Raw genomic sequence first — 22,386 nt, 5'->3', positions numbered from 1 at the left:
AAAAAGAGAAGGGATAACCCTTCTCTACACTATATCATATGAGTGATGAATGTATTACAAAACACTTGCATGCCCTGTATAAATAGCTCCTCTTGAAGCGTCTACCGTTACATCCTGGCCATCCTTTAGTAAAGTTGTTGCCCCTTCGACACCAACTATTACCGGAATTCCTAAGCTTAATCCCACCACAGCTGCATGGCTTGTTAAGCCACCTTCCTCTGTAATTAGTGCCCCAGCTTTTTCAAGTGCACGCATCATATCTCTATCTGTATTGATCGTTACTAGGATTCCACCATCCAACATTTTAGCGTTGGCTTCCTCACCGGTATTGGCAACAACAACCTTACCAAAAGCTGTTTTTCTTCCGATTCCTTGCCCTTTAGTAATGATATCTCCGACAACATGAACCTTCATTAGGTTTGTTGTTCCTGCTTCTCCTACGGGAACCCCCGCTGTAATGACAATGAGGTCTCCATGTTTGACGAGTCCAGTATTGATTGATTCTTGTACAGAAATATCTAGCATTTCATCTGTGGTACTTGCTTTTTCACCAATCTTAGCCGTAACTCCCCAAACTAAAGCCAGTTTTCGTGATACACCTTCATCAGAAGTTACGGCAATAATTGGAGCCTTCGGACGGTATTTAGAAATCATTCGAGCCGTATGGCCACTCTCTGTTGGTGTTACAATCGCAGTTGCATCCAAGTTCAAGGCCGTATGAGCAACCGATTGTCCGATGGCATCTGTAATCGTGGTACCACTGATGCGACTTCTGTTTTGAAGAATTTCACGGTATTGTAAAGCTTGTTCAGCCCTAGAAGCTATATTGTGCATGGTTTTTACCGCTTCTACTGGATAGGAGCCGGCCGCTGTCTCTCCAGACAACATGATAGCATCTGTTCCATCAAAAATTGCATTGGCAACATCACTAGCTTCAGCTCTTGTTGGCCTTGGATTTCTTTGCATGGAATCTAGCATTTGAGTTGCTGTGATAACAGGCTTCCCAACTGCATTACATCTTTTGATTAAGTCTTTTTGTACAAGTGGAACTTCTTCAGCAGGTATTTCTACACCAAGATCTCCACGAGCAACCATTAATCCATCGCATACTTCAAGTATCTCTTCAATATTGTCTACCCCTTCTTGATTTTCAATCTTAGGGATGATTTGAATATGTGAAGCTCTATTGCTTTCGAGTAATTCTCTTATTTCCAGAACATCTGAAGCTCTTCTAACAAATGATGCGGCAATAAAGTCTACTCCTTGTTCTACTCCGAACCTAATGTCATCGGCATCCTTTTCTGTCATGCCAGGTAACCTAACTTTAACATTTGGAACATTTACCCCTTTTTTGTTTTTAATTGTTCCGCTATTTAACACTTTAGTTAGTATTTCATTTGTTCCCTTACCCATTACCTCAAGCTCAATTAGTCCATCATCAAGTAAAATTCTAGAGCCTATTGTAACATCTTCAATTAGACCTGGATAGCTGACCGAGAAGCGATTAGCCGTTCCTACAACCTCTTCTACTGAAATAGAAACCTCTGATCCAGTTACAAGCTCGGCGGAACCATTTTCAAATGTATGAGTACGGATTTCTGGACCCTTTGTATCTAAAAGAATGGCAATTGTATTTCCCGTTCGCTTTGCTGCCTCACGAATGTTTATAATTCTATTTCCGTGCTCTTCAAAATTACCATGTGAAAAATTTAATCTTGCTACATTCATCCCAGCTTCCATCAACTGCATAAGCTTTTCAACAGTTTCACTTGCAGGACCTATTGTACAAACGATTTTTGTTTTACGTAACATGAATACACTTCCCTTTTTATTATATGAATCTGTTTTAAATTGAAAGCTCAGTAGAGAGCTTGTACATGTCAAGATCTACAGTGTGTTTTTGTGCTAAAGCTTCTGAAATCGAGAAATCGACAAGCTGATTACTTCTAATTCCTACTGCACGACCCTGTTTACCTTCTATTAAAAGTTCAACTGCACGTGCTCCCAATCGACTAGCTAACACTCGGTCGAAAGCTGTTGGTGAACCTCCTCGTTGAATGTGTCCAAGAACACTAACACGAGTTTCTAAATTCGTAGCCTCCTGAATTTGTTTCCCAAACTCTACTCCACTTCCAACGCCTTCTGCAACAACAATAATACTGTGACGCTTCCCTCGTTCATGGCCACGTTTTAAGCGTGAAACGATTTCATCCATTTCGAAGTCAGCTTCAGGAATTAAGATCGTCTCGGCACCACCTGCAAGCCCTGCCCAAAGAGCAATATCTCCTGCATGCCGCCCCATAACTTCAATAATATATGTACGTTCATGTGATGTTGCCGTATCACGGATTTTGTCTATCGCATCAATAACCGTGTTTAATGCTGTATCAAAACCTATCGTGAAATCTGTGCCTGGTATGTCATTATCGATAGTACCCGGAACACCTACACATGGAAAGCCGTGCTCGGTCAGCTTTTCTGCTCCACGGTAAGACCCATCGCCACCAATCACAACGATTCCTTCAATGCCGTGCTTTCTGAGCTGCTCAATGCCCTTTTTTTGACCCTCAAGTGTCTTAAATTCTTCAGACCTAGCTGTATAGAGGAAAGTTCCTCCACGTTGGATGATGTCACCCACTGAACCTAGCTCTAGCTTTTTGATTTGACCTGTGATTAAGCCTGTGTAGCCTTGATAGATCCCGTAAACCTCTAAGTCGTGATAAATGGCTTTTCTCACTACAGCACGCACTGCAGCATTCATACCAGGTGAGTCCCCACCACTCGTTAAAACGGCAATTCTCTTCATTCTTCCACCTCTTTATCTTTATGAGACGATTTCACTTTAAAAGTAAGAAAAACCAGTATACATTTAATGGTAAATTCTGTACATATATATATCTAGTATGTGAAAGTATGCGTCTCTTTCATTCCAATGTTTTAAAAATAACATGAAGAAAAATTGAAAACAATAGCCAAACATAAGTAAAACGTGCATTCCTCAAGGGGGAGGAGCTGCACGTTTCCTTATTTCACGCTAATGGTATCGTTTACAAACGCATATTGACCGATTTTTTTGTATTTTTCATATCGGTGCAATCGGAGCTGCTCACCATTCAATTGTAATAGTTCTTTCAAGGATTTTCTCAGGTAGCCATCCACTAAATTAGCTTGCTCAGCTATATCGCGATGAGCCCCGCCTTTTACCTCTGGAATAATATCATCAATCACGCCTAATTCCAACAAATCAGGTGCTGTGATCTTCATAGTCTCTGCCGCTTTTTTTGCGAGGCCCGCATCCTTCCATAGGAGAGCAGCAGCACCTTCTGGTGAAATAACTGAATACCAAGAGTTCTCGAGCATAAATACATGGTTCCCAACACCGATGGCTAATGCTCCACCACTTGCCCCTTCGCCGATGACAATACAAATAACAGGCACAGATAAACCAGCCATCTCAAAAAGGTTTCTGGCAATAGCCTCTCCTTGACCTCTTTCTTCGGCTGTTTTACCAGGAAATGCACCCTTTGTATCTAAAAAACAGATAATAGGACGATTAAACTTTTCTGCTTGCTTCATCAGCCGAAGTGCTTTTCTGTAGCCTTCAGGGTGTGGCATTCCGAAGTTTCTACGAAGGTTTTCTTTTGTATCCTTACCACGCTGATGTCCGATAACGGTAACAGGTAAACCTTGATACTTCGCAATACCCGAAACAATTGCTTCGTCGTCACCATAATAGCGGTCTCCGTGACACTCAAAAAAGCCTGTAAAAAGATATTTTATGTAATCCAGAGTAGTTGGACGTTCAGGCTGTCTGGCAATTTGAACACGATCCCATGGCTGTAAATTCCCGTAAACATCTGATTCTAGTTTTTCTAACCTTACTTCTAGCTTCTCTATTTCACTGGATAAATCGACATCTGCATTCTTAGTAAACTCTTTAAGCTCTGCAATCTTTTTTTTCAATTGGGTCACCGGTCGCTCAAACTCTAATTCTCCTAGCATTCTAGCTTCCCTCCCGGCTCATGAATATCTAAAATATTGTTTAAGGTTTCCTTCATCTCTAAGCGGTGAATGACACGATCAAGCTGACCATGCTTCAATAAAAACTCCGCCGTTTGAAAGTCCTCTGGTAGATCTTCTCGAATTGTTTGCTCGATAATTCTTCTTCCAGCAAATCCGATAAGAGCACCAGGCTCAGCAAAATTGAAATCACCCAAAGAGGCAAAGCTAGCTGTTACACCACCTGTAGTAGGATGGGTCATGACTGATATATAGAGCAAACCAGCTTCACTAAATCTTTTCAAAACGCTACTTATTTTCGCCATTTGCATGAGACTTAAAATACCTTCTTGCATTCTTGCCCCACCAGATGCTGTAAACACAATAAATGGGATTTTTTTCTCCATAGCTTGTTCTATTGCTCTGGCTATTTTTTCTCCAACAGCAGAACCCATACTAGCCATACGGAAAGAGGAGTCCATTACTGCAATAACTAGCGGATGTCCTCCAAGTTCTCCTTCACCTGTAAGAACAGCTTCATTTAAACCCGTTTTCTCTCGGTCCTTAGCTAATTTATCAAGGTAATCAGGAAATCCTAATGGGTTTACTGAAATCATATCTCGATCAAATTCTTTGAATGTGCCCTCATCTAATAGACTCTCAATTCTCTCATAGGCAGTCATCGAATAATGGTGATCACAACTCATACAAACCCGTAAATTCTTAACTAATTCCTTTGTATACATAATCTTCTTACACTTTGGACACTTTGTCATAATACCCTCTGGAACATCTAGCTTACTTTGTTCAGAAGGAATCGTCGCATATTTTTTCTTTTTGGTGAACAAATCTTTTAACAACGGTTAACCTCCCTTAATCGTGATCCCTGCGAGTTTCACTGTATACCATGAATTTATAAGTGCTAGAAACATCAAGATTAATTCTTTTTAACTGTACTTAAATTCAAGGCAGGATGGTGTAGAACTTTGTCGTCTCTCATTCGACAATTAATTCAACCTCTCCATTTTCGATAAAGTTTACGTGATTCCTCACGATCTCCTTGTTCAAAAGACGAAATGAGTTTTTCATAGACTTCATCTGAAACAGTTTTCCTCTCAGCTGATGATGCGGAATCATATTCAGAAAGTAGAAGCCAAATCTTAAATAAGAGCCGATTATTTGAACAAAGTATGATAGTCCTCATAATTGTCTCATGGTAATCTTCTTGTTTTTCAATGACGAGCCTCTTCAGTAATTCAATTTGAGTTTCTGACATTTTTTCACACGCTAAGACTAGTGCCTGTTCTTCGATTAACATTCTTGTCTCAAGTAAATCTTCTTTTGCTTCATCATTTTGCAGAATAAAGCTTCCAACAAGCTCAACAAGGTGGTGACCACCAAAATCTTTAACGAATGTACCTTCGCCTCTTTTGGTTTCGATCAAACCTAAAAGTTCAAGAGCCCTTAGTGCTTCACGAACTGAGGACCTACCAACTTTGAGCCGGTCTGATAATTCTCTCTCAGAAGGGAGTTTATCACCTGGCTTTAGGGAATCCGTTTCAATCATTGCATGTATCTGTTTAATCGTCTCAATAAAAACCTTTGATTGTGGCTTCGGTACAGCCGAACTCACTCGTCTTTTCCGATGATTGCTAATCGACGTGTTTTCTCAGCGATTGCCTCTGGATCCATTTGGATTCTAGCGACACCTGTTTCCATTGCCGCCTTTGCAACTGCTGCAGCAACAGCAGGTGCTACTCGAGGATCGAATGGTGCAGGAATCACATAATCTTCTTTTAACTCATCTGTCGTGATTAATCCTGCAATTGCCTCAACGGCTGCGATCTTCATTTGTTCATTAATATGAGTTGCACGAACATCTAAAGCTCCTCTAAAAATTCCTGGAAAGGCTAAAACATTATTCACTTGGTTAGGAAAATCAGATCTTCCTGTTCCAATGACTCTTGCCCCTGCTTCCTTAGCTTCTTCTGGCATGATTTCAGGGTTTGGATTTGCCATAGCAAATATAATAGGATCCTGATTCATTTCACGAATCATTTCCTTCGTTAATGCACCTTCCACTGAAACACCAATAAAAACATCTGCACCCTTCATCACATCTACTAAATTACCTTCAATTTTCTTTCGGTTTGTGTAAGTTGCGATATCTTGCTTCACACTATTCATCCCAAAGGGTCTTCCTTCGTAAATGGCACCTTTAGAGTCACACATGATAATATCTCGAACACCGTAACGGTAAAGCAGTTTCATGATGGCAATACCAGCTGCACCTGCTCCATTAGCCACTACTTTAATTTCAGACATGCTCTTACCAATTAACTTTAATGCATTTACAAGACCTGCAACCGTCACAATGGCTGTCCCGTGCTGATCATCATGAAAAATGGGAATATTCGTTTCTTTCTTTAGTCTCTCTTCTATAACAAAGCAATTAGGAGCCGCAATATCCTCAAGATTAACGCCGCCGAATGTAGGCTCTAATAGCTTTACAGTTTCAATAATTTTTTCAACATCAGTTGTAGCAAGGCAGATTGGGAAAGCATCAACCCCTGCAAAGCTTTTAAACAACACTGCCTTACCTTCCATAACGGGTAATGCTGCTTCTGGGCCAATATTGCCTAACCCTAATACTGCTGTTCCGTCTGAAACAATCGCCACCATATTACCTTTCATTGTATACTCATATACCTTGCTCTTATCATCATAAATGGCTTTACAAGGCTCTGCAACGCCTGGTGAATAGGCAAGACTTAAGTCATAAGCATTTCGAACAGGTATCTTTGATTTTGATTCTAATTTCCCTTGATTAATACGATGAATATGTAATGCCTCTTCTTTTAAAGTAGACATGATTTGTTCACTCTCCTAACTATTACGTGGGTGGGGGTGGTCTATTTTTTTTAAAAAAAGTGGTCTGACCACGTCCGACTATTTAACAATATATCAAATTTTCGATAGATGTAAAGAATTAAAATGATTTTAAGACAACATTTTTATCCCCAATAACCTCTTTGATCCTCTGTAAACATTCGTTTACAGGGTCAATATGATATTCTTTTGGGAGCTTAATCGACTTCTGGCTTTCAACATAATACAGTACCACTTCAGTATCTCCATGATACTGACTAAATAGATGTTTTAACTGTGATAAAGTTTCTTGATTCTCATCATTTGGTTCGATCTTTACAAACAATTTTTGATCTACGTGATTTTCTTTTAGTACTTCCATCGACTTCACTTTTTGGACGATTAATTGTGGTTCTCCATTTCGCAAATCCATTTTCCCCTCTAGTAATAGAACATTTCCAACTTGAAAACAGGACTGAAATTCCCTATAAGTAGAAGGAAATATGGTAGCATCTACTTCTCCAGTCTCATCACTTACTAGAATAAAGGACATTTGCTCACCCTTTTTTGTTCGAATGGTTCTTTCATGAACAACAAGGGCCACAATGGTCACTTTCTTATTCATATGCCCTGTTTTGGCATTCTGAACGAGTAACGGTTGATATTTTCTCCAATATTTTTCATGAGCCGTAACAGGATGACTTGATAAATAAAAGCCGACAGCCTCCACCTCAAACTGAAGCCTTTCCTCATCCTTAAATGGTTCCATTCGAACATATTGTGGCTTCAACAGCAATTCCTCTTCGAACGTGATGTCCATTTGACCTCCAATTTCAGGTTTCACTAGCTCTGCATAGTTCAAGGCAACATCAAGGCTCGCTAGGAAAGTGGATCTTTCTTCCCCAAATTCATCAAAACATCCTGCAAAAATAAGAGATTCCATCGTTTTACGATTGACCATTGTTCTCACGCAAAAGTCAAATAGATCCTGAAACGGACGTTGCTTTCTTTCTGCAACTATCCTTTTTAATGTTTGAACGCCTACACTTTTAATTGCTGCTAAACTGAAGCGAATTGCTCCCTCTTGGACTTGAAAGGGGAAATGACTTTTGTTTATGGATGGTGGCAGAACTTTAATATTCTTTGTTTTGGATTCACGAATATATTGAGCGATCTTATCCTCATTTCCAATAACACTCGTCAGCAACGCTGCCATAAAATATAACGGAAAATTCGCCTTTAAATAAGCTAGCTGGTACGCAATCATACTGTAGGCAACAGCATGACTTCGATTGAAACCATAGTTCGCAAATTTTACAATTAAATCATAAATTTCGTGAGCAACGAGCGACGTATACCCTTTACGAGTACATCCATCTACAAAATGCTTTCGCTCTGAATTTAAGACCTCAAGCTTCTTTTTACTAACGGCGCGTCTTAATAGGTCTGCTTCTCCTAAAGAAAAACCCGCCATCAAGGCCGCTATCTGCATAATTTGTTCCTGGTAAACTATGACACCATTCGTGCTTTTTAATATGTCTTCTAAATCAGGATGAGGATAGGTTATCGTATTTCGTTTATTTTCTATATAGAGAGGTATATTTTCCATTGGACCTGGTCGATAAAGAGCATTGACTGCAACGATGTCCTCGAAATGGGTTGGTTTTAGACGCTGTAATACGCTTCTCATTCCAGACGATTCGAGTTGGAAGATCCCAGTTGTGTCACCACTTCCTAGCAACTCAAATGTTTTAGGATCGTCAAGTGGTACATCTTCAAGTTCTAGTTTCACCTTTTTTTCCCATTGAATCATATCTAGAATCCGTTGGAGAATAGTAAGGTTCCGAAGACCTAGAAAATCCATTTTTAGTAAGCCAATGTCTTCTAAAATATCCATTGAATATTGAGTTAGATAGACTCCTTGATGACCGTCTTGTATCGGAACCATCTCCGTTAACGCAATATCACTAATGATGACTCCTGCAGCGTGTGTGGATGTATGCCTCGGTAACCCCTCAAGCTTTAGTGCCACTTCATACAATTTTCCAATTAAGCTAGACTGATCGATATGTGTTCGAAAAGAATCTGATTCTTGATAGGCTTGAGCTAGAGTAACTCCTAAACGGGACGGAACCTTCCGTGCTATTGCGTCTGACTCTTTCGGTGAAACCCCAAGAACCCTACCCACATCACGAAGAACAGCCTTTGTTGAAAGCGTTCCAAACGTAATAATTTGAGCAACGTGTATTGGACCATATTTTTTTGAAACATATTGAATCATTTCATCTCTTCGGTCATCTGGGAAATCTATATCAATATCAGGCATTGAGATTCGTTCAGGATTTAGGAATCTCTCAAATAAAAGGTTGTACCTAATGGGATCCACATTGGTAATCGATAAAACATAGGCAACAAGTGAACCAGCAGCAGATCCACGACCTGGTCCTGTCAAGATATTATGGTCATGCGCATACTTCATAAAATCCCAAACGATTAAGAAGTAATCGCTAAAGTCCATTTCCCTGATTACCCGAAGCTCATATTGAAGACGTTCTTGGTAAACCACTTTGTCTATTTTTTTTGCCTTAAGCCCTTCTAAGCATACTTGCTCTAAGTAAACATGAGCATTTAACTCATCAGGGACAGCATATTTAGGTAAAAACCTTTGACCAAATTCAATTGTAAGCTGACATTCATGAGCAATCCTCGCTGTATTTTGAACAGCCTCTTCAAACCCATTAAATTGCTGTCTCATTTCTTCTTCTGTTTTTAAATAGTATTCATTATTTGGAAGTCTTTCTCTATGATCATCTGAGACTCGATTTCCATTTTTAATGGCTAGCAAACAATCATGAACAAACGAATCCTTTTTCTCTATGTAGTGAACATCATTTGCAGCAACACATGGAATCTGAAGTTTTTGTCCTAGTTCAACTATTGCTTCATTTATTTGCTTATCTTCTTCTAAACGGTGCTGTTGAATGGAAAAATAAAAGCTACTACCGTAAATCTGTTTCAATTGTAGAGCCGTTTTCTCTGCTTTATCTGTCTCTTTTTGAAGAATATACTGTTCAACTTCCCCTTTTAATCCAGGAGTGATGGCAAACAGCCCTTCTTTATATGCTACTAGCCATTTCTTTAAAACAGCCTTCCGGTCCATCGTTAGTGCGGTGCTACTAATCTTAAGTAAATTCTGATAGCCTTTGAAATTCTTAGCCAATAAGAGTAGCGGAAAAGATTTTTTCTCCGATTCATCTTCAAATACTGAAATAGTTAATCCAATAATGGGCTTGATCCCTTTTGCCAGACATGCTTTATAAAAAGGAATCGCCCCATACAAATTATTGTCATCCGTTATTGCTAAGGATGTAAACCCAAGTTCTACCGCCACCCTCACTAAATCATGTATCTTACAGCTACTCGTCAATAAACTGTATGCACTTTTCACTTGGAGGTGAACAAAGCCCATTTTTCCCCCACCTTCATTCGATCTCTTTTTTTTCATTATAGAGGCTATCAAGGACCAAATCAAAACATACTTCTCAGGGGATGTCCATATAAATGGAGTAGAGGGGTGAACAAGACATGGGATTAAAAGATGGGTTTGTCGTTTTTTTCTTTAGTAGTTATTTCGTTGCACTGGGAGTTGTTCTTGGGGGCTGTATTGTTGGAGGGTTAGGGGCTTTTTTCGTAGGAAATCCACCATTGATGATTATGGTAAGACTGGCAAGCAGTCTGAAAATATGGGCAATTGTTGCGGCAATCGGTGGATCATTCGATGCCTTTTATAGCTTTGAGAAGGGGATATTTGAAGCAGATACCCGGGATATAATGAAACAAATTTTCTTCATTTGCTCAGCGACAGGTGGTGCACAGACAGGCGCCTTAATTATTAATTGGCTTGCTCAGGAGGAACCAAATGTATGAGAATTCCGCCGTATTATGAGAAAGGAAGCTGGCAACGTTTTTTTGCAGGTGGAGTCTTTGGTGCACTTATTAGTTGGATCTTATTTGTATATATGTTTGGAGTATTTCAAGATATTCAGATTAAGCATATTTCAAAACAAGCTTTAGAAATAGAAGATTTAAAAGATCATATTCAAATATGGCAAGATGATTATAAAAAGTTAAACGAAGAAAATCAAAAAGGACTAACCCTACAAGAAATAAATGTAAAGCTGACGAATGCCGAAGATTATAAGTTTGATACCTTTAGAGAGTTTCAACTCGAGTCAGTAGCAAAAAAGGAAATTAATCATTTAATTGCAAAAGAACTAAATACCATTTATCAAAGTCAGGAGTTAATCATAAGAGCTATCGAAAACAAAGTCTTTACAATTGATGAAAAAGATTATCGGCTTGACGTGAGAGGTATTTATTTGCTGAATACCAATCTTGAGATTCAAGTTATGTTACAGTTCAAAGAAAACAACAAATAAATCAATAATTAATGTAATATTCTGAAATCATGAGCAATCCCCCACCCAACTGTATACAATAGATATAGGCATTGAAGAATGTTCTTATTTTGTAACGGGGGGGAAATCCATTGATTATAACTCGAAAGCAAATAGTAAAGGTTAAACTTCAACAAATTATTTCTGGCTATTGTGCTTATGTTGAAACAAAAGAAGCTGCAGCCATGTTAAAAAAGGAAATTAAACTACTTAACCTTGATGTTTATGAAGATTGTACGGAAATTGGATCATGGTTTATTCCTGTGAAAGAAAGGTCAGAATCTCAAAGTAACTAACCTCTAAAGAAACCCCCTCTTTTTTAAACCACAATTTTTAGTAGAGCTTTGACAAAGACCTTGCAAAACGACAATAGGATTAGGATTTTTTATGGAACAAAATAAAGAGGGGAAGAGTCATGAACTAAGTAGTTCAGTTTTGAAGTACAACATTAAAAAACAATGACTTTCACATACGGATTCTCATTATAATTCGTATGTGATTTTTTATTGTTATTTCAACATTTTAATGATATTTAGGTGTATTTTCACATATCAATTTGTACACCTTTTCAAACTACTGAAATTTTTATTGTAGAGTCTTGGTTCGTCTTACGAATTAATCTGTGAATTAACATAAAATAGCCATAACGGATTTAACAATTCGTTTTGGCTTAAAATTTACATTTAATTTCATATTTGATTCGTAATAGGAACTAATGCCTATACTAGAATTACAACCAATACTGGTTCATTTAATTTATATGCATTTTAATAAGGAATGGGAATAAATGATTACTTTCAGTCCAATAGGATTACTACTATTCTTAATTATTGTTTCTTTAATAGGATTTATTGTTTTTAAACTAGTTAAATTTGTGAAAAAGAAATAGTAAGCTTTATTGAACCAAGAGAGACCCTAGTCTCTCTTGGTTTTTCTTTTGTAATCTATATGGTGATTATGTGTTTTTCATCTTATCTAAAAAGTCTCGTAAAAAAACCTTTTTTCTTTTCCTAACCACCTGCAATTTCTTTTCTAGCTTCTTGTGATTCTCTTAATCCTTCAATTAGTCTAAGATCTCTTTCCTCGAGTTTTGTGTCAATACATCATCAACATCTTAATACCATTATAGGGTATTTTCTAAAATAATGTGTAAGTTCCCTTGTTATTTTTACTTCATTTTCATATACGAAATACAGTTTGAAAAGTAGTTCCATTTAGGGCAAGAAATTGAACTACTTAGTCATGAACTCCCACCTCTTTATTTTGGATTGCATAATTGTTCTAAATCCGAAATGACTTGATCTGCTTCCTCCCATGAATAAATGGAGGCTCCTGCTGCTAGTGGATGTCCTCCACCTCTGTATTTTGCCGCAATTGTGTTAATAACTGGTCCCTTCGAACGCAGTCTTACACGAATTTGATCAACCTCTTCAACAAAAAATACCCAGGCTATAATACCTTCTATACTGCCAAGGGATCCGACAAGCTGTGATGCATCTGATGGTGAAACTTGATATTTTTGTAAGATTTCATTCTTAATGACCATCGTAGCTACACCAGTCTCAGATAAGGTGAAGTTTTGTAAGACATAGCCACTTAAATGCGCCACATTCATTTTGATCGTATAAAGGCCATCATATAGCTCAGGAAAATTAAATCCATATTGTACTAATTCACCTGCATATTTGAAGGTTTTCACGTTTGTACTTGGAAATAAAAAACGGCCTGTATCTCCCACAATTCCTGCATAAATAAGTCTTGCTGCTTCTTGATTAATTGAAAGTCCTTTATCTTTACCGTACAAGTAGAACTCATAAATCATCTCACTCACAGAGCTTGCTGATGTATCCACCCAAATAATATCTCCATACGGATCCTCATTTGGATGGTGATCAATTTTAATCAACAGCGAGCCTAGATTAAAACGCTGATCACAAACTCTTTCTTGATTAGCGGTGTCACAGACGATCACAAGGGCATCATTATATTGTTCATCACTAACCATATCTAACGTATGCAAAAAAGTGAAAGATTTCTCTTCCTTACCGACAACATAAATTTCTTTTTTCGGGTAAGAAGCCTTTAGGATTTCAGCCAATCCACATTGTGAACCGTATGCATCGGGATCTGGTCTTACATGTCTATGTATGATTATGGTATCGAATTGTTCAATCGCATCTATAATTTGTTCTTTCATCCATGTCACCAACTTTGCGTCAATTAGTACCTATATTTAAACACATTTTCTTTTAAATGTGAAAGAAGACGAATTATATTATTGGAAATCTACTGATCTAGAGAGTAAAATAGAAGGGTATATGAGAACAGTTTGGAGGACGAGCATGCCTATATTTATTATATTAATCATTTTTTCCTTATCCTTTTACGCCTATTTTAAAATCAAATATTTTAGAGTAAAAGAACCCATGCATCGAGGCTGGATTTCAGCTAAATCCAGTATTGCATTAGGTGCTTTTATCGTATGTTTTGCTCTAAACCAGATGATTGCCCTGCCAACAACGATCGCATTAATAATCGGAATTATACTACTACTAGTAGGTGGTGGCAGTATTTGGGCAGGGGTAAAAGCATATAAATATTATTATCCTAGAGTGGTGGAAGAAGCTAGAAATAACAAAAAAACAAGTTTTAAAAAATAGCTAGTAAATATATGATAAAGGAGCTTTTAGGTATGACTAAAGTATCCCTTGCAGAAGCTGTAAAATTAAAAAGTATATTATCAAAAAGAATTCACGAATTAGAAGAAGAAATGTATCGAGTAGCGTTTGTTCAAATTGAAGTTGGTCATGAATTACCTAAACAACCTCGTTCACTTTTGGATGTCGAAAATGATTTAGAGGTTGTTAGAAAAGATTTACGCTTACTCGACAAGCTGATGTATCAAGCGAATATTGAAAATGAGATTATTTTCAACGAAGAGGCTCTAAGTATTGTTGAAGCCATAGAATATGCTACCCAGCTAAGGGCTAAAGCTAAAAAATGTAAGGAATTTGGAACTTACCAGAAGATAGAGCATCTTTACTCCTATGGGGAAAATATATCGCTTACGAAGGTTGCTATGTTTGATCCAGAATCCTATCGACTAAAAGGGCTAGAATGTGAGCGTCTAGCAAACAAGCTTTCTAATCTAATAAACGCGAAAAACTATTCCATTCAAGTAGATTTTGATAGTGCGAATTATTTTTAACCTTGAAGAGGTGAGACTCCTCTTCAAGGCATAGAAGGAGAATACTTGGAGTACCTTGGTACTGATTTGATGGCAATGGTAAACCAATGATCCATAACCCGTCACACTTTTACCCGTTACCAATAACCAACTATAGCAATGGATGGTCGATGACCAAATTTGTAATTTTCATTTCTCCTTCTATGAATCCCCTAACCCATGGTTAGGGGATTTTTGTTCGATACCTGAAACCACCTAGTAATGGGAGTAAAGTATGACTTATTCGGAAATCAAAGTAAAATCGGCGATATATACAGATAATCGCCAATAAAATTGAAAATGATTATCCCTTTAACTCAGAACGAAATTCTCCGACACCAATTGTTTTTTAAGAAAAGGTCAAATGTGTTTCTATTTAGGATTTTCTATAGAAAATCTGTTTTCGAAAAACTTTGTAGCTTTTTAGAATAGGGGTTGATTGTAACGAGAGGATGCACCATTCCCCGGGGTGGGCGGTGAGCCTCCTCGGCCGAGAACGCCATGTGTTGAGTCTCACCTGTCCCACTGCTCTAAGCAGGTGCCCTAGCACCAACTGTTCCAATCAACTCATTTATTTAAGGGTTGCCTGACACTTTTTAGAGAAAGAGCTTAAAGAAAAACACCAACACGACTACTTATTCTGAGCTAGTGGGATAATCAGTTTATATTTTAATTTTCTATGATATTAGTATTTAAAAATGGTAACATAGCCCAAGAAAACAGTGAAATTATAACTTCATTTGTAAAATGTATTGTTCTCCTGCTCTGCCTATCACTCTTTTACAAGTGTCAACAAAACCACATGTAAAATATAGTTTTTGTGCAATGGTATTCTTTAGGTTTACAGCAAGAACAATTTCATTTATCTCAGGAAAATGCTCATTCACAAATGTCGGAAGTAAAATTAAAGATCGTTTGGCTATTCCTTCCCCTTGAAAAGGTGTGCTAATTGAATAGGCTCTTAATAGAATTGCTTTCTTGTTCTCGCTATACTCCTTTGCACCATCCCCTAAGTGAAGGACAAAGAAACCTGCAGGGACATTATTATAGAGAATAACAATTGGATGTCGTTTTGGCTCACCTTGGCACTTGATTAAGGCCTCTAAAGGATGAGCTGTGAAGTTTAGTTGTTCGCCTGATAAATGGTAATCCTGAAGCGGAGAATCAAATTCGTTCTTATAGAATTCTAAAGCAACTGAATTCGTGTTAAGTTGATAATTTTTCATTGGTTCACCTCTTAAATAGACTTATTTTTCTCCACTAAATCATATCAAAAGTTGCACCAGGTTATATCTAAAAAAGAACTAAATCACTAAGATTTAGCTCTCAAGCAATTTCCATATTATCGATCAATCAACTGAACCATCATCATTGCTTTTCCTACGATAACTCCCTCGTTAAAAACGGAAACATCTACTTTCCCAAATTTACGCCCAACTTCTAACACTTTTGGTCTTACTTCGATAAGACTATCAATTTGGACGGGTCGAATAAAGTAGATGGTGATATTTTCAACGACTAACTCGCCTTTTTTATACGAGCGTAAGGCACGACTCCCCGCCTCTGTTACGATTGTTGTAAAAACACCATAAGAAATATTTCCAATATGATTGGTCATTTGAGGGGTGACTTCACATTGGTAGACTTCTTCCCCTTTTTGATCCTCGACCTCGATAAACCCACTTATTACGATATCATCTATCGTTTGTCCCACTTGTGGCTGTCTCTGAATCATTTGCAGGGCCTTCAAGACATCCTGCCTACTTATAATTCCTTTAAGCTTATGGTATTCATCCACAACTGGAAGAACCTCAATTCCTTCCCAAATCATCATATGAGCAGAAGCAGCGACTGAGGTTTTCTCGTTCACTGTTATAGGGTTTTTCGTCATAATCCTTTCAATTAAGGTAGAACGGTCGGATCCTAAAACATCTTTACCTGTCACCATTCCTTGTACCTTAAAGCTTGCATCTACGACAGGAAAGCGACTATGCTTTTTCTCTCCGCTTAATTCATACCACATTTCAACTGAATCGTTCATTCTTAAATAAACTGTATCCTCAATTGGAGTTAAGATATCCTCAACCACAACGATTTCTTTTTTTATAAGTTGGTCGTAAATGGCTCTGTTAATCATCGTGGCTACCGTAAAGGTGTCATAGCTTGTCGAAATAATCGGTAGCTTTAACTCATCTGCTAGATTTTTCACCATTTCATCTGTATCAAATCCACCCGTAATTAAGACAGCTGCCCCCGCTTCAAGAGCTAATTGATGAGCATTTGTACGGTTACCGACAATTAAAAGGTTTCCTGCACCTGTATATTTCATCATCGCTTCAAGCTTCATAGCACCTATGACAAACTTATTTAATGTTTTATGAAGTCCTTCCCTACCGCCGAGCACTGTACCGTCTACAATATTTACGACTTCAGAGAATGTCAGCTTCTCAATGTTTTCTTTCTTTTTCTTCTCAATTCGGATCGTACCCACTCGTTCAATACTACTTACATACCCTTTATTTTCTGCCTCTTTAATCGCTCGATAGGCCGTTCCTTCACTTACATTCAGATCCTTGGCAATCTGACGAACGGAAATCTTGTAACCAACCTCTAAATCATCTATGTATTGCAGTATTTGCTCATGCTTTGTAGACAAGTCATTCACCCTTCGCTTTTGATTCCTTTTTTAATTATAAGGGTGAATGACATTTGGTTCAATGCTGCGTGAGATAACGGCGAACTTTTTGTGATCTGAGTTGCTGATTTTCAAAGCGAATCTTTTGTTTTTTTGTACTATATAGAAACCCAGAAAGGTTTCCACCTATCACTAATATTGCAAGCATAAACCAGGCGAAACCAAAGATCCCTTCTATTCCTGAAAAATGAATGGTTAATCGTGGAACCGCGTAGTTCAATAACACCGCACAAATTAGTAAACATAAAATAACTCGATTTCGCATCCTACATCCCTCCAGAGCTTGTTCCATTCATATGTATGCAAATAGACAAAAAAAAGAAGCAAATGCTTCTCTTTTGCTTCAAACTAACCCTATAATTCTATAAAATCACCCGCGTGTAAAACTTGTCCAACACCAGATTCAAGTTGAGCCACGAATTCATCTGGATCCTGCTTAATTACCGGGAAGGTATTATAATGAATCGGAACGATCTTCTTTGCACGTAACCACTTAGCTGCAAGCAAAGCATCAACAGGTCCCATAGTAAAATTATCACCTATTGGTAAAAAGGCTAAATCAATATCATTTTGTTCTCCTATTAATTTCATATCAGAAAACAAGGCTGTATCACCAGCATGGTAAATCGTTTTTCCTTGGATCGTCAACAAGATTCCACTCGGCATACCTGTATAGATTATCTGGTTGTTCTCTTCATAAGATGAACCATGTATTGCCTGAGTGAGCTTAACTCTTCCAAACTCAAATTGGTAGGCACCACCAACACTCATTGGGTGAACCTTAAGTCCCTTCCTGCTTAAAAAGTCAGTCAGTTCAACAGGTCCAATTACTAAAGAATCATTCCTCTTAGCAATAGACACAGTGTCGCCAACATGATCGTTATGTCCGTGTGTTAAAAGAATAACCTCCGCCCTCACTTCACTCGCCACTAAATCAGTCAAAGAATTACCAGTGATAAATGGATCAAACAATATTGTCTTCCCGTTCACTTCTACTTTTACAACAGAATGCCCATGATAAGAGACTTTCATCTCCAACACCCTCCTTTAGGATTAATAATGCAGCCATGCTTTTTCATACTTCTCAATGAGATGTGGATCAATAAGCGAATTCACCTCTAAGTCTACTTTTTTCCCATCTTCAGTTGTGATGTCTCTATCTTCATCCTTGCCAAAATAGGTCGATGCTAACAAGGTTTCGCGAGTTAAGTAGCGCGTATCCACTTCTAAATCTTCTCCAATTAATTCGAATTCCTCACGTTTCGCCAAGATAAAACCCCAGTTCCCAAAGCTCGGAATGTCTAAATGAAGATTTTCCGTATGTAGTCCCGTTGCTCTTATTGTATGGTCAATAGTCCAATACACCTCAGCTGCGAACACCGGGCTTGTCGCTTGGACGATTAATGAACCACCTGGTTGTAGATGATTTCGAAGCAACGAATAAAATTCTAGCGTATACAGCTTATTTAGAGATTCATTGTTTGGATCTGGTAGATCGACAATAATCACATCATAAAAAGACTCTGCATCCTCCATAAATTCAAAGGCATCCTCATTAAAGACTTGAACCATTTTATTCGAAAATGCATCTTGATTCAGTTTGAGTAAATCAGGATGTTTCCGAGCAAGCTGGACAACTGCAGGATCTAAGTCTACTAGCGTGATAGATTTCGCCTCGTCATACTTTAATAATTCTCTAAGCGCCAGTCCATCTCCTCCACCTAACACTAGAATCTTTTCCTTTTGATTGGCGAGCATCATCGCAGGATGAATAAGCATTTCATGGTACCTATATTCATCACTTGAGCTAAATTGTAGCTGCCCGTCCAAAAACAGTCGAATATCACCTTGTTCTTTCGTTAAGATGATTCGTTGATAATTGGTTTCTTCTGCGTGAACAATGGGGTCACGATACATCTTTTGTTCAAATGAAAAGGCAGCTTCTTCTCCAAAAAGTAATCCTCCAACTAAGGTGAAAAAAATGAGTATTCCTACAGCACCATGAACTTTGTATCGATGTATTTCTTTTCGGAAGTAAAAGAGGACACTCATGGCAACCGTTACATTGATTAAGGCAACAAAAAAAGCTGTCTTTACCATACCAAGCTGTGGTCTTAATAAAAAAACAAATAATAACCCACCGATTAGACCTCCAGCATAGTCCGAGAATAATACCCGTGCTGTACTTTTACTTAAGGTTACACCAATCTCATTAGCCTTCCGAATTAAAATAGGTAACTCAACTCCGGTTAAGGCCCCAACTAATAATGTTATACTATACAAGAATAAAGCATCTGTTCCATCACTTAAATAAGCATTAATACCGAATAGTAGAAAGGTAGAAAACCCTCCAACAAGGGCAATCGCAAATTCAATCCAGACAAACGAGAGTATTAACTTTTTTGTCACATGCTCACTGAAGTAAGCACCTATCCCCATTCCAGTTAGAAATAAAGAAATGGTTAGCGTATACTGCTTTACACCATCACCCAATATGTAAGAACCAATCGCACCAAACAATACTTCAAAAATAATTCCGCAAATCGAAACAATACCAGACGCCCAGTAGATCGCCTTACTTTTTTGTATATCACTTTGTAACATGTACATCACCCTTCTGTGGAAACATGGATATTACTAACTAAAACCCCTCGAGCATTAGTAACCGAGGGGTCTATGCCTGTTAGGTAATGGATGCACCAATTACAAATGCTAATCCCACTGATACACAGAAAGCCACTATACCTACTGCAATGTTTCCTTTTTGTAGCTGCTCCTCAACGGAAAATTTACGCGTAACAGCTTCGAATATAAGATAAGCTAGCATCTGCAGAAACACCCCGAAGGCTCCCCATATTAACGTGTCTGATAGCCTCACACTATGGTAAATAGAGAATGACAAAATAATACAAATACCAATAATTTTTCCACCAATCGATAAGGCAACGGCATGATTACCCTTTTCAATTTCATCCCAATCTTTATATTTTTTTGTAAGCATTTCAAAGATGAATAAACCAATGATGACAACGACAATAGCAATGACAAAGTATAAAAACGTCAATAAAAATGGTTCCATTTTCAAGCTCCTCTCAATTTTTATTACTTTCCTGTCCCAGGCCCCCCGCCTCTAACAGAGGAAGAACCTCCTCGTAAGAATGGCTGACCAACAGGGCCCTTATACCCTTTTCCACTTCCTATATAACCACCATAGCAGCCACCAGGGGAATTTAAGCATCTACTGTTTTGCTTTCTACCCCAATCATCTACATCTAAAAGTGAACTTAAGAGATATCCGGCCATAAGCCCATTAAAAAAGCTAGGCTGATAATTATCTCGAACAAATCCATATGTAGCGACTTCAACTAAAGTATTTTCTTTGTTTTCAGGATCCGTTGTCATCGTGACGAAAAAATCATCATATACAATTACTTGTTTTTCATTTGTTCTTTCCGACACTTCAACGGGCTCACTTTTAATACCGCTTTGGATTTTACTTGTCACTTCTTCAATTGAGGACCCTTCAGCATTAAATATTCTCGTTACATCCCTCTGATCTGAACTACTCTTTACAACATCAACAAGAGGGTAGGTAGCTTGTATATAATCTAGGACCTCTCCTTTACCCGTTCCACCTGAAATACCTCTATCCGTCCCACATGCCGATAAAAGAGCTAGTAGTATGACTAGAAAAAACAATCGCCGCACTGGTATCACCTCCCACACTAAGGTATTACTTCTAGAAACAAAAAAGCTAGCGCCTCTTTTTAGAAGGCGCTGATCCTTTACCTATTACTCTTTCCCAAGCTTCTTCTTAAGAGCTGCAAGCTCATCGTCTACTCCAGTTTTATCTAATGCTGCAAATTCATCATCTAAACTTCTGCTCTTTGTTGAAAGATCTTCACTCGTTTCGGCTTCTGCTTCAAAACGCATAACCTTTTCTTCCATTCTTTCAAAGCCTTTACGAGAGTCATCTCCACCAATACCAGACATAACACGGTTCATCTTTGTACGTGTCTGAGCCGATTCTGCTCTTGCCTTCAATGTATCCTTCTTAAGCTTCATTTCGTGGTATTCACGCTTCATTTCGTCAAGCTTTTCTCGGAGAATATCAGCATCACTTTTTGCACGAGTATAAGATTCCTTCAGCATTTCAGCTTGCCCGCCTTGGAGTTTCTTATCCTCTAGAGCTCTTTTAGCTAGATCTTCATTTCCAGCCTCTATTGCCTTAATGGCTTGTTCTTCACGTTTTAAGACCATGCTCTGTGCATCATCTGATTTCTTTTTAAGCATCTTCTCATTCGCAATTTGCTTCGCCACCGCTGCCTCTGCATCGCGAATATCTGCTTCCATATCACGCATGAACTGATCGAGCATTTTTACAGGATCTTCAGCTTTATCTAGCATCGAATTTAACTCAGAATTCACTACTGTACCCATTCGTTTAAAAAATTGAAACATGTAAACTCCTCCTTTTTAGTTGGAAGCAATTATTTTTAACTCATATTCTTCAATATCATAGCCTTTGCTAACTTCTACTTCACTGCCCCAAATTTCAACAGACAAGTATGCTTCCTCTTCATCATCACAAAATTGAAAGTACTTACATGATGCACCATTGACATTTTGCCCTCTTCCTATACCTGATACTCTTGCTGTACCCTTTTCATCGAGGTAATATTTGATACCCTCGTAGTCAATTTCCTTTGGTATTGGTTCAGACAGCTTCAATTTGCATTTCTCATATATCCCAAGAAGTAACTCATCATCCATTTCAACACTTAGCCAAATGGACCGGTCCGTTGCTTGAAGCTGATAAGCGTGCCATGTGAATCCATTGTCTGAATAAGTTAGCTTTCCCACCACTTGATAATCCTCCAAGTCGTACGTCACAAAATCGTTGATTTTAAGATTGAATACGGTTCTCTCTTCAACTTTTGGCCGTTCATCCTTTTTCGGAAAAAGTCTTCGGAAAATACTCACTGCTTCACCTCTTATTTGTTTTACATATAAATACTCTCTTGTCTTCCTTATGTATTACGAGTAGGAAAAAGAATAGTTTCAAGTAATTATTAACTTTTTCTACCTTTACTTTAGTCTACACATGTTTACACTTTCCCTATTCATTGATAAAGTTAAGT

The 22,386-nt window shown here is 38.1% G+C and carries 23 protein-coding genes; 5 read left to right on the top strand and 18 right to left on the bottom strand.

Going from position 1 to position 22,386, the window contains the following annotated elements; all coding sequences use genetic code 11:
- Positions 1 to 54: 54 nt before the first annotated feature.
- From pyk to dnaE, 7 genes are all read right to left on the bottom strand, one after another.
- Positions 55 to 1,812 (bottom strand): pyruvate kinase, encoded by a 1,758-nt coding sequence (gene pyk / locus ACOI1C_RS16040; protein ID WP_422511578.1) that lies wholly within the window; start codon positions 1,810 to 1,812, stop codon positions 55 to 57.
- A gap of 34 nt (positions 1,813 to 1,846) precedes the next feature.
- A complete protein-coding gene (gene pfkA / locus ACOI1C_RS16035; protein WP_422511576.1) occupies positions 1,847 to 2,806 on the bottom strand; it encodes a 6-phosphofructokinase in 960 nt (319 codons plus the stop codon).
- Positions 2,807 to 3,024: 218 nt separating this feature from the next.
- Entirely contained in the window at positions 3,025 to 4,002 is a 978-nt protein-coding gene (gene accA / locus ACOI1C_RS16030; RefSeq protein ID WP_422511574.1) for an acetyl-CoA carboxylase carboxyl transferase subunit alpha, read from the bottom strand.
- Positions 3,996 to 4,859 carry an acetyl-CoA carboxylase, carboxyltransferase subunit beta gene (accD, locus tag ACOI1C_RS16025; RefSeq protein WP_422511572.1) on the bottom strand — a complete coding sequence of 288 codons (864 nt, stop codon included), beginning with the start codon at positions 4,857 to 4,859 and terminating at the stop codon, positions 3,996 to 3,998. Before accD ends, accA begins: the two co-directional genes overlap by 7 nt.
- A 152-nt stretch (positions 4,860 to 5,011) precedes the next feature.
- A complete protein-coding gene (locus ACOI1C_RS16020) occupies positions 5,012 to 5,632 on the bottom strand; it encodes a FadR/GntR family transcriptional regulator (RefSeq protein WP_422511570.1) in 621 nt (206 codons plus the stop codon).
- Positions 5,629 to 6,870 (bottom strand): NAD(P)-dependent malic enzyme, encoded by a 1,242-nt coding sequence (locus ACOI1C_RS16015; protein ID WP_422511569.1) that lies wholly within the window; start codon positions 6,868 to 6,870, stop codon positions 5,629 to 5,631. Before ACOI1C_RS16015 ends, ACOI1C_RS16020 begins: the two co-directional genes overlap by 4 nt.
- Positions 6,871 to 6,988: 118 nt before the next feature.
- Positions 6,989 to 10,336: a DNA polymerase III subunit alpha gene (gene dnaE / locus ACOI1C_RS16010; protein WP_422511568.1), complete on the bottom strand. Its 3,348-nt coding sequence runs from the start codon at positions 10,334 to 10,336 to the stop codon at positions 6,989 to 6,991.
- 116 nt (positions 10,337 to 10,452) lie between these two features.
- On the opposite strand from dnaE, the gene ACOI1C_RS16005 reads away from it, so the two are divergent.
- The 3 genes from ACOI1C_RS16005 to ACOI1C_RS15995 all read left to right on the top strand — a co-directional run bounded on the left by ACOI1C_RS16005 (position 10,453) and on the right by ACOI1C_RS15995 (position 11,620).
- A complete protein-coding gene (locus ACOI1C_RS16005) occupies positions 10,453 to 10,794 on the top strand; it encodes a YtrH family sporulation protein (protein WP_422511566.1) in 342 nt (113 codons plus the stop codon).
- On the top strand, positions 10,791 to 11,306 hold the full coding sequence (gene ytrI / locus ACOI1C_RS16000) for a sporulation membrane protein YtrI (RefSeq protein ID WP_422511564.1): 516 nt from the start codon (positions 10,791 to 10,793) through the stop codon (positions 11,304 to 11,306). Before ACOI1C_RS16005 ends, ytrI begins: the two co-directional genes overlap by 4 nt.
- A gap of 110 nt (positions 11,307 to 11,416) precedes the next feature.
- Positions 11,417 to 11,620, top strand: a complete 204-nt coding sequence (locus tag ACOI1C_RS15995; RefSeq protein ID WP_422511562.1) for a hypothetical protein — start codon at positions 11,417 to 11,419, stop codon at positions 11,618 to 11,620.
- A 714-nt stretch (positions 11,621 to 12,334) separates the two neighbouring features.
- On the opposite strand, the gene ACOI1C_RS15990 is transcribed toward ACOI1C_RS15995, so the two are convergent.
- Together ACOI1C_RS15990 and ACOI1C_RS15985 are read right to left on the bottom strand one after the other, a co-directional pair.
- A complete protein-coding gene (locus ACOI1C_RS15990) occupies positions 12,335 to 12,424 on the bottom strand; it encodes a DUF3967 domain-containing protein (RefSeq protein WP_422511629.1) in 90 nt (29 codons plus the stop codon).
- 158 nt (positions 12,425 to 12,582) lie between these two features.
- Positions 12,583 to 13,521, bottom strand: a complete 939-nt coding sequence (locus ACOI1C_RS15985; RefSeq protein ID WP_422511561.1) for a DHH family phosphoesterase — start codon at positions 13,519 to 13,521, stop codon at positions 12,583 to 12,585.
- A 145-nt stretch (positions 13,522 to 13,666) separates the two neighbouring features.
- On the opposite strand from ACOI1C_RS15985, the gene ACOI1C_RS15980 reads away from it, so the two are divergent.
- Positions 13,667 to 13,984, top strand: a complete 318-nt coding sequence (locus tag ACOI1C_RS15980; protein WP_422511559.1) for a YtpI family protein — start codon at positions 13,667 to 13,669, stop codon at positions 13,982 to 13,984.
- 32 nt (positions 13,985 to 14,016) lie between these two features.
- Positions 14,017 to 14,532: a hypothetical protein gene (locus ACOI1C_RS15975; protein WP_422511558.1), complete on the top strand. Its 516-nt coding sequence runs from the start codon at positions 14,017 to 14,019 to the stop codon at positions 14,530 to 14,532.
- Between the two features lie 746 nt (positions 14,533 to 15,278).
- On the opposite strand, the gene ACOI1C_RS15970 is transcribed toward ACOI1C_RS15975, so the two are convergent.
- From ACOI1C_RS15970 to ACOI1C_RS15930, 9 genes are all read right to left on the bottom strand, one after another.
- Positions 15,279 to 15,776 carry a GNAT family N-acetyltransferase gene (locus ACOI1C_RS15970; RefSeq protein ID WP_422511556.1) on the bottom strand — a complete coding sequence of 166 codons (498 nt, stop codon included), beginning with the start codon at positions 15,774 to 15,776 and terminating at the stop codon, positions 15,279 to 15,281.
- A gap of 116 nt (positions 15,777 to 15,892) precedes the next feature.
- Positions 15,893 to 17,206, bottom strand: coding sequence for a DRTGG domain-containing protein (locus ACOI1C_RS15965; protein ID WP_422511555.1), 1,314 nt, complete (start codon positions 17,204 to 17,206; stop codon positions 15,893 to 15,895).
- Positions 17,207 to 17,264: 58 nt separating this feature from the next.
- Positions 17,265 to 17,510, bottom strand: a complete 246-nt coding sequence (locus ACOI1C_RS15960) for a hypothetical protein (RefSeq protein ID WP_422511553.1) — start codon at positions 17,508 to 17,510, stop codon at positions 17,265 to 17,267.
- Positions 17,511 to 17,599: 89 nt separating this feature from the next.
- Positions 17,600 to 18,277, bottom strand: coding sequence for a metal-dependent hydrolase (locus ACOI1C_RS15955; RefSeq protein ID WP_422511552.1), 678 nt, complete (start codon positions 18,275 to 18,277; stop codon positions 17,600 to 17,602).
- A gap of 21 nt (positions 18,278 to 18,298) precedes the next feature.
- Positions 18,299 to 19,849 carry a polyamine aminopropyltransferase gene (locus tag ACOI1C_RS15950; RefSeq protein ID WP_422511550.1) on the bottom strand — a complete coding sequence of 517 codons (1,551 nt, stop codon included), beginning with the start codon at positions 19,847 to 19,849 and terminating at the stop codon, positions 18,299 to 18,301.
- A gap of 79 nt (positions 19,850 to 19,928) precedes the next feature.
- Entirely contained in the window at positions 19,929 to 20,324 is a 396-nt protein-coding gene (locus ACOI1C_RS15945; protein ID WP_422511548.1) for a DUF350 domain-containing protein, read from the bottom strand.
- A 23-nt stretch (positions 20,325 to 20,347) separates the two neighbouring features.
- A complete protein-coding gene (locus tag ACOI1C_RS15940; RefSeq protein WP_422511546.1) occupies positions 20,348 to 20,953 on the bottom strand; it encodes a DUF4247 domain-containing protein in 606 nt (201 codons plus the stop codon).
- Between the two features lie 84 nt (positions 20,954 to 21,037).
- On the bottom strand, positions 21,038 to 21,706 hold the full coding sequence (locus tag ACOI1C_RS15935; protein ID WP_422511545.1) for a PspA/IM30 family protein: 669 nt from the start codon (positions 21,704 to 21,706) through the stop codon (positions 21,038 to 21,040).
- A gap of 15 nt (positions 21,707 to 21,721) precedes the next feature.
- Positions 21,722 to 22,228, bottom strand: coding sequence for a DUF4178 domain-containing protein (locus tag ACOI1C_RS15930; RefSeq protein WP_422511543.1), 507 nt, complete (start codon positions 22,226 to 22,228; stop codon positions 21,722 to 21,724).
- Positions 22,229 to 22,386 lie beyond the last annotated feature (158 nt).

Origin of the sequence: Bacillus sp. DJP31 (genome assembly GCF_049310945.1) — a bacterium.
Classification (GTDB): domain Bacteria; phylum Bacillota; class Bacilli; order Bacillales; family SA4; genus Bacillus_BS.
Note: the sequence above shows the minus strand (reverse complement) of the source record. Positions and strands in the feature narration are given on the sequence as shown.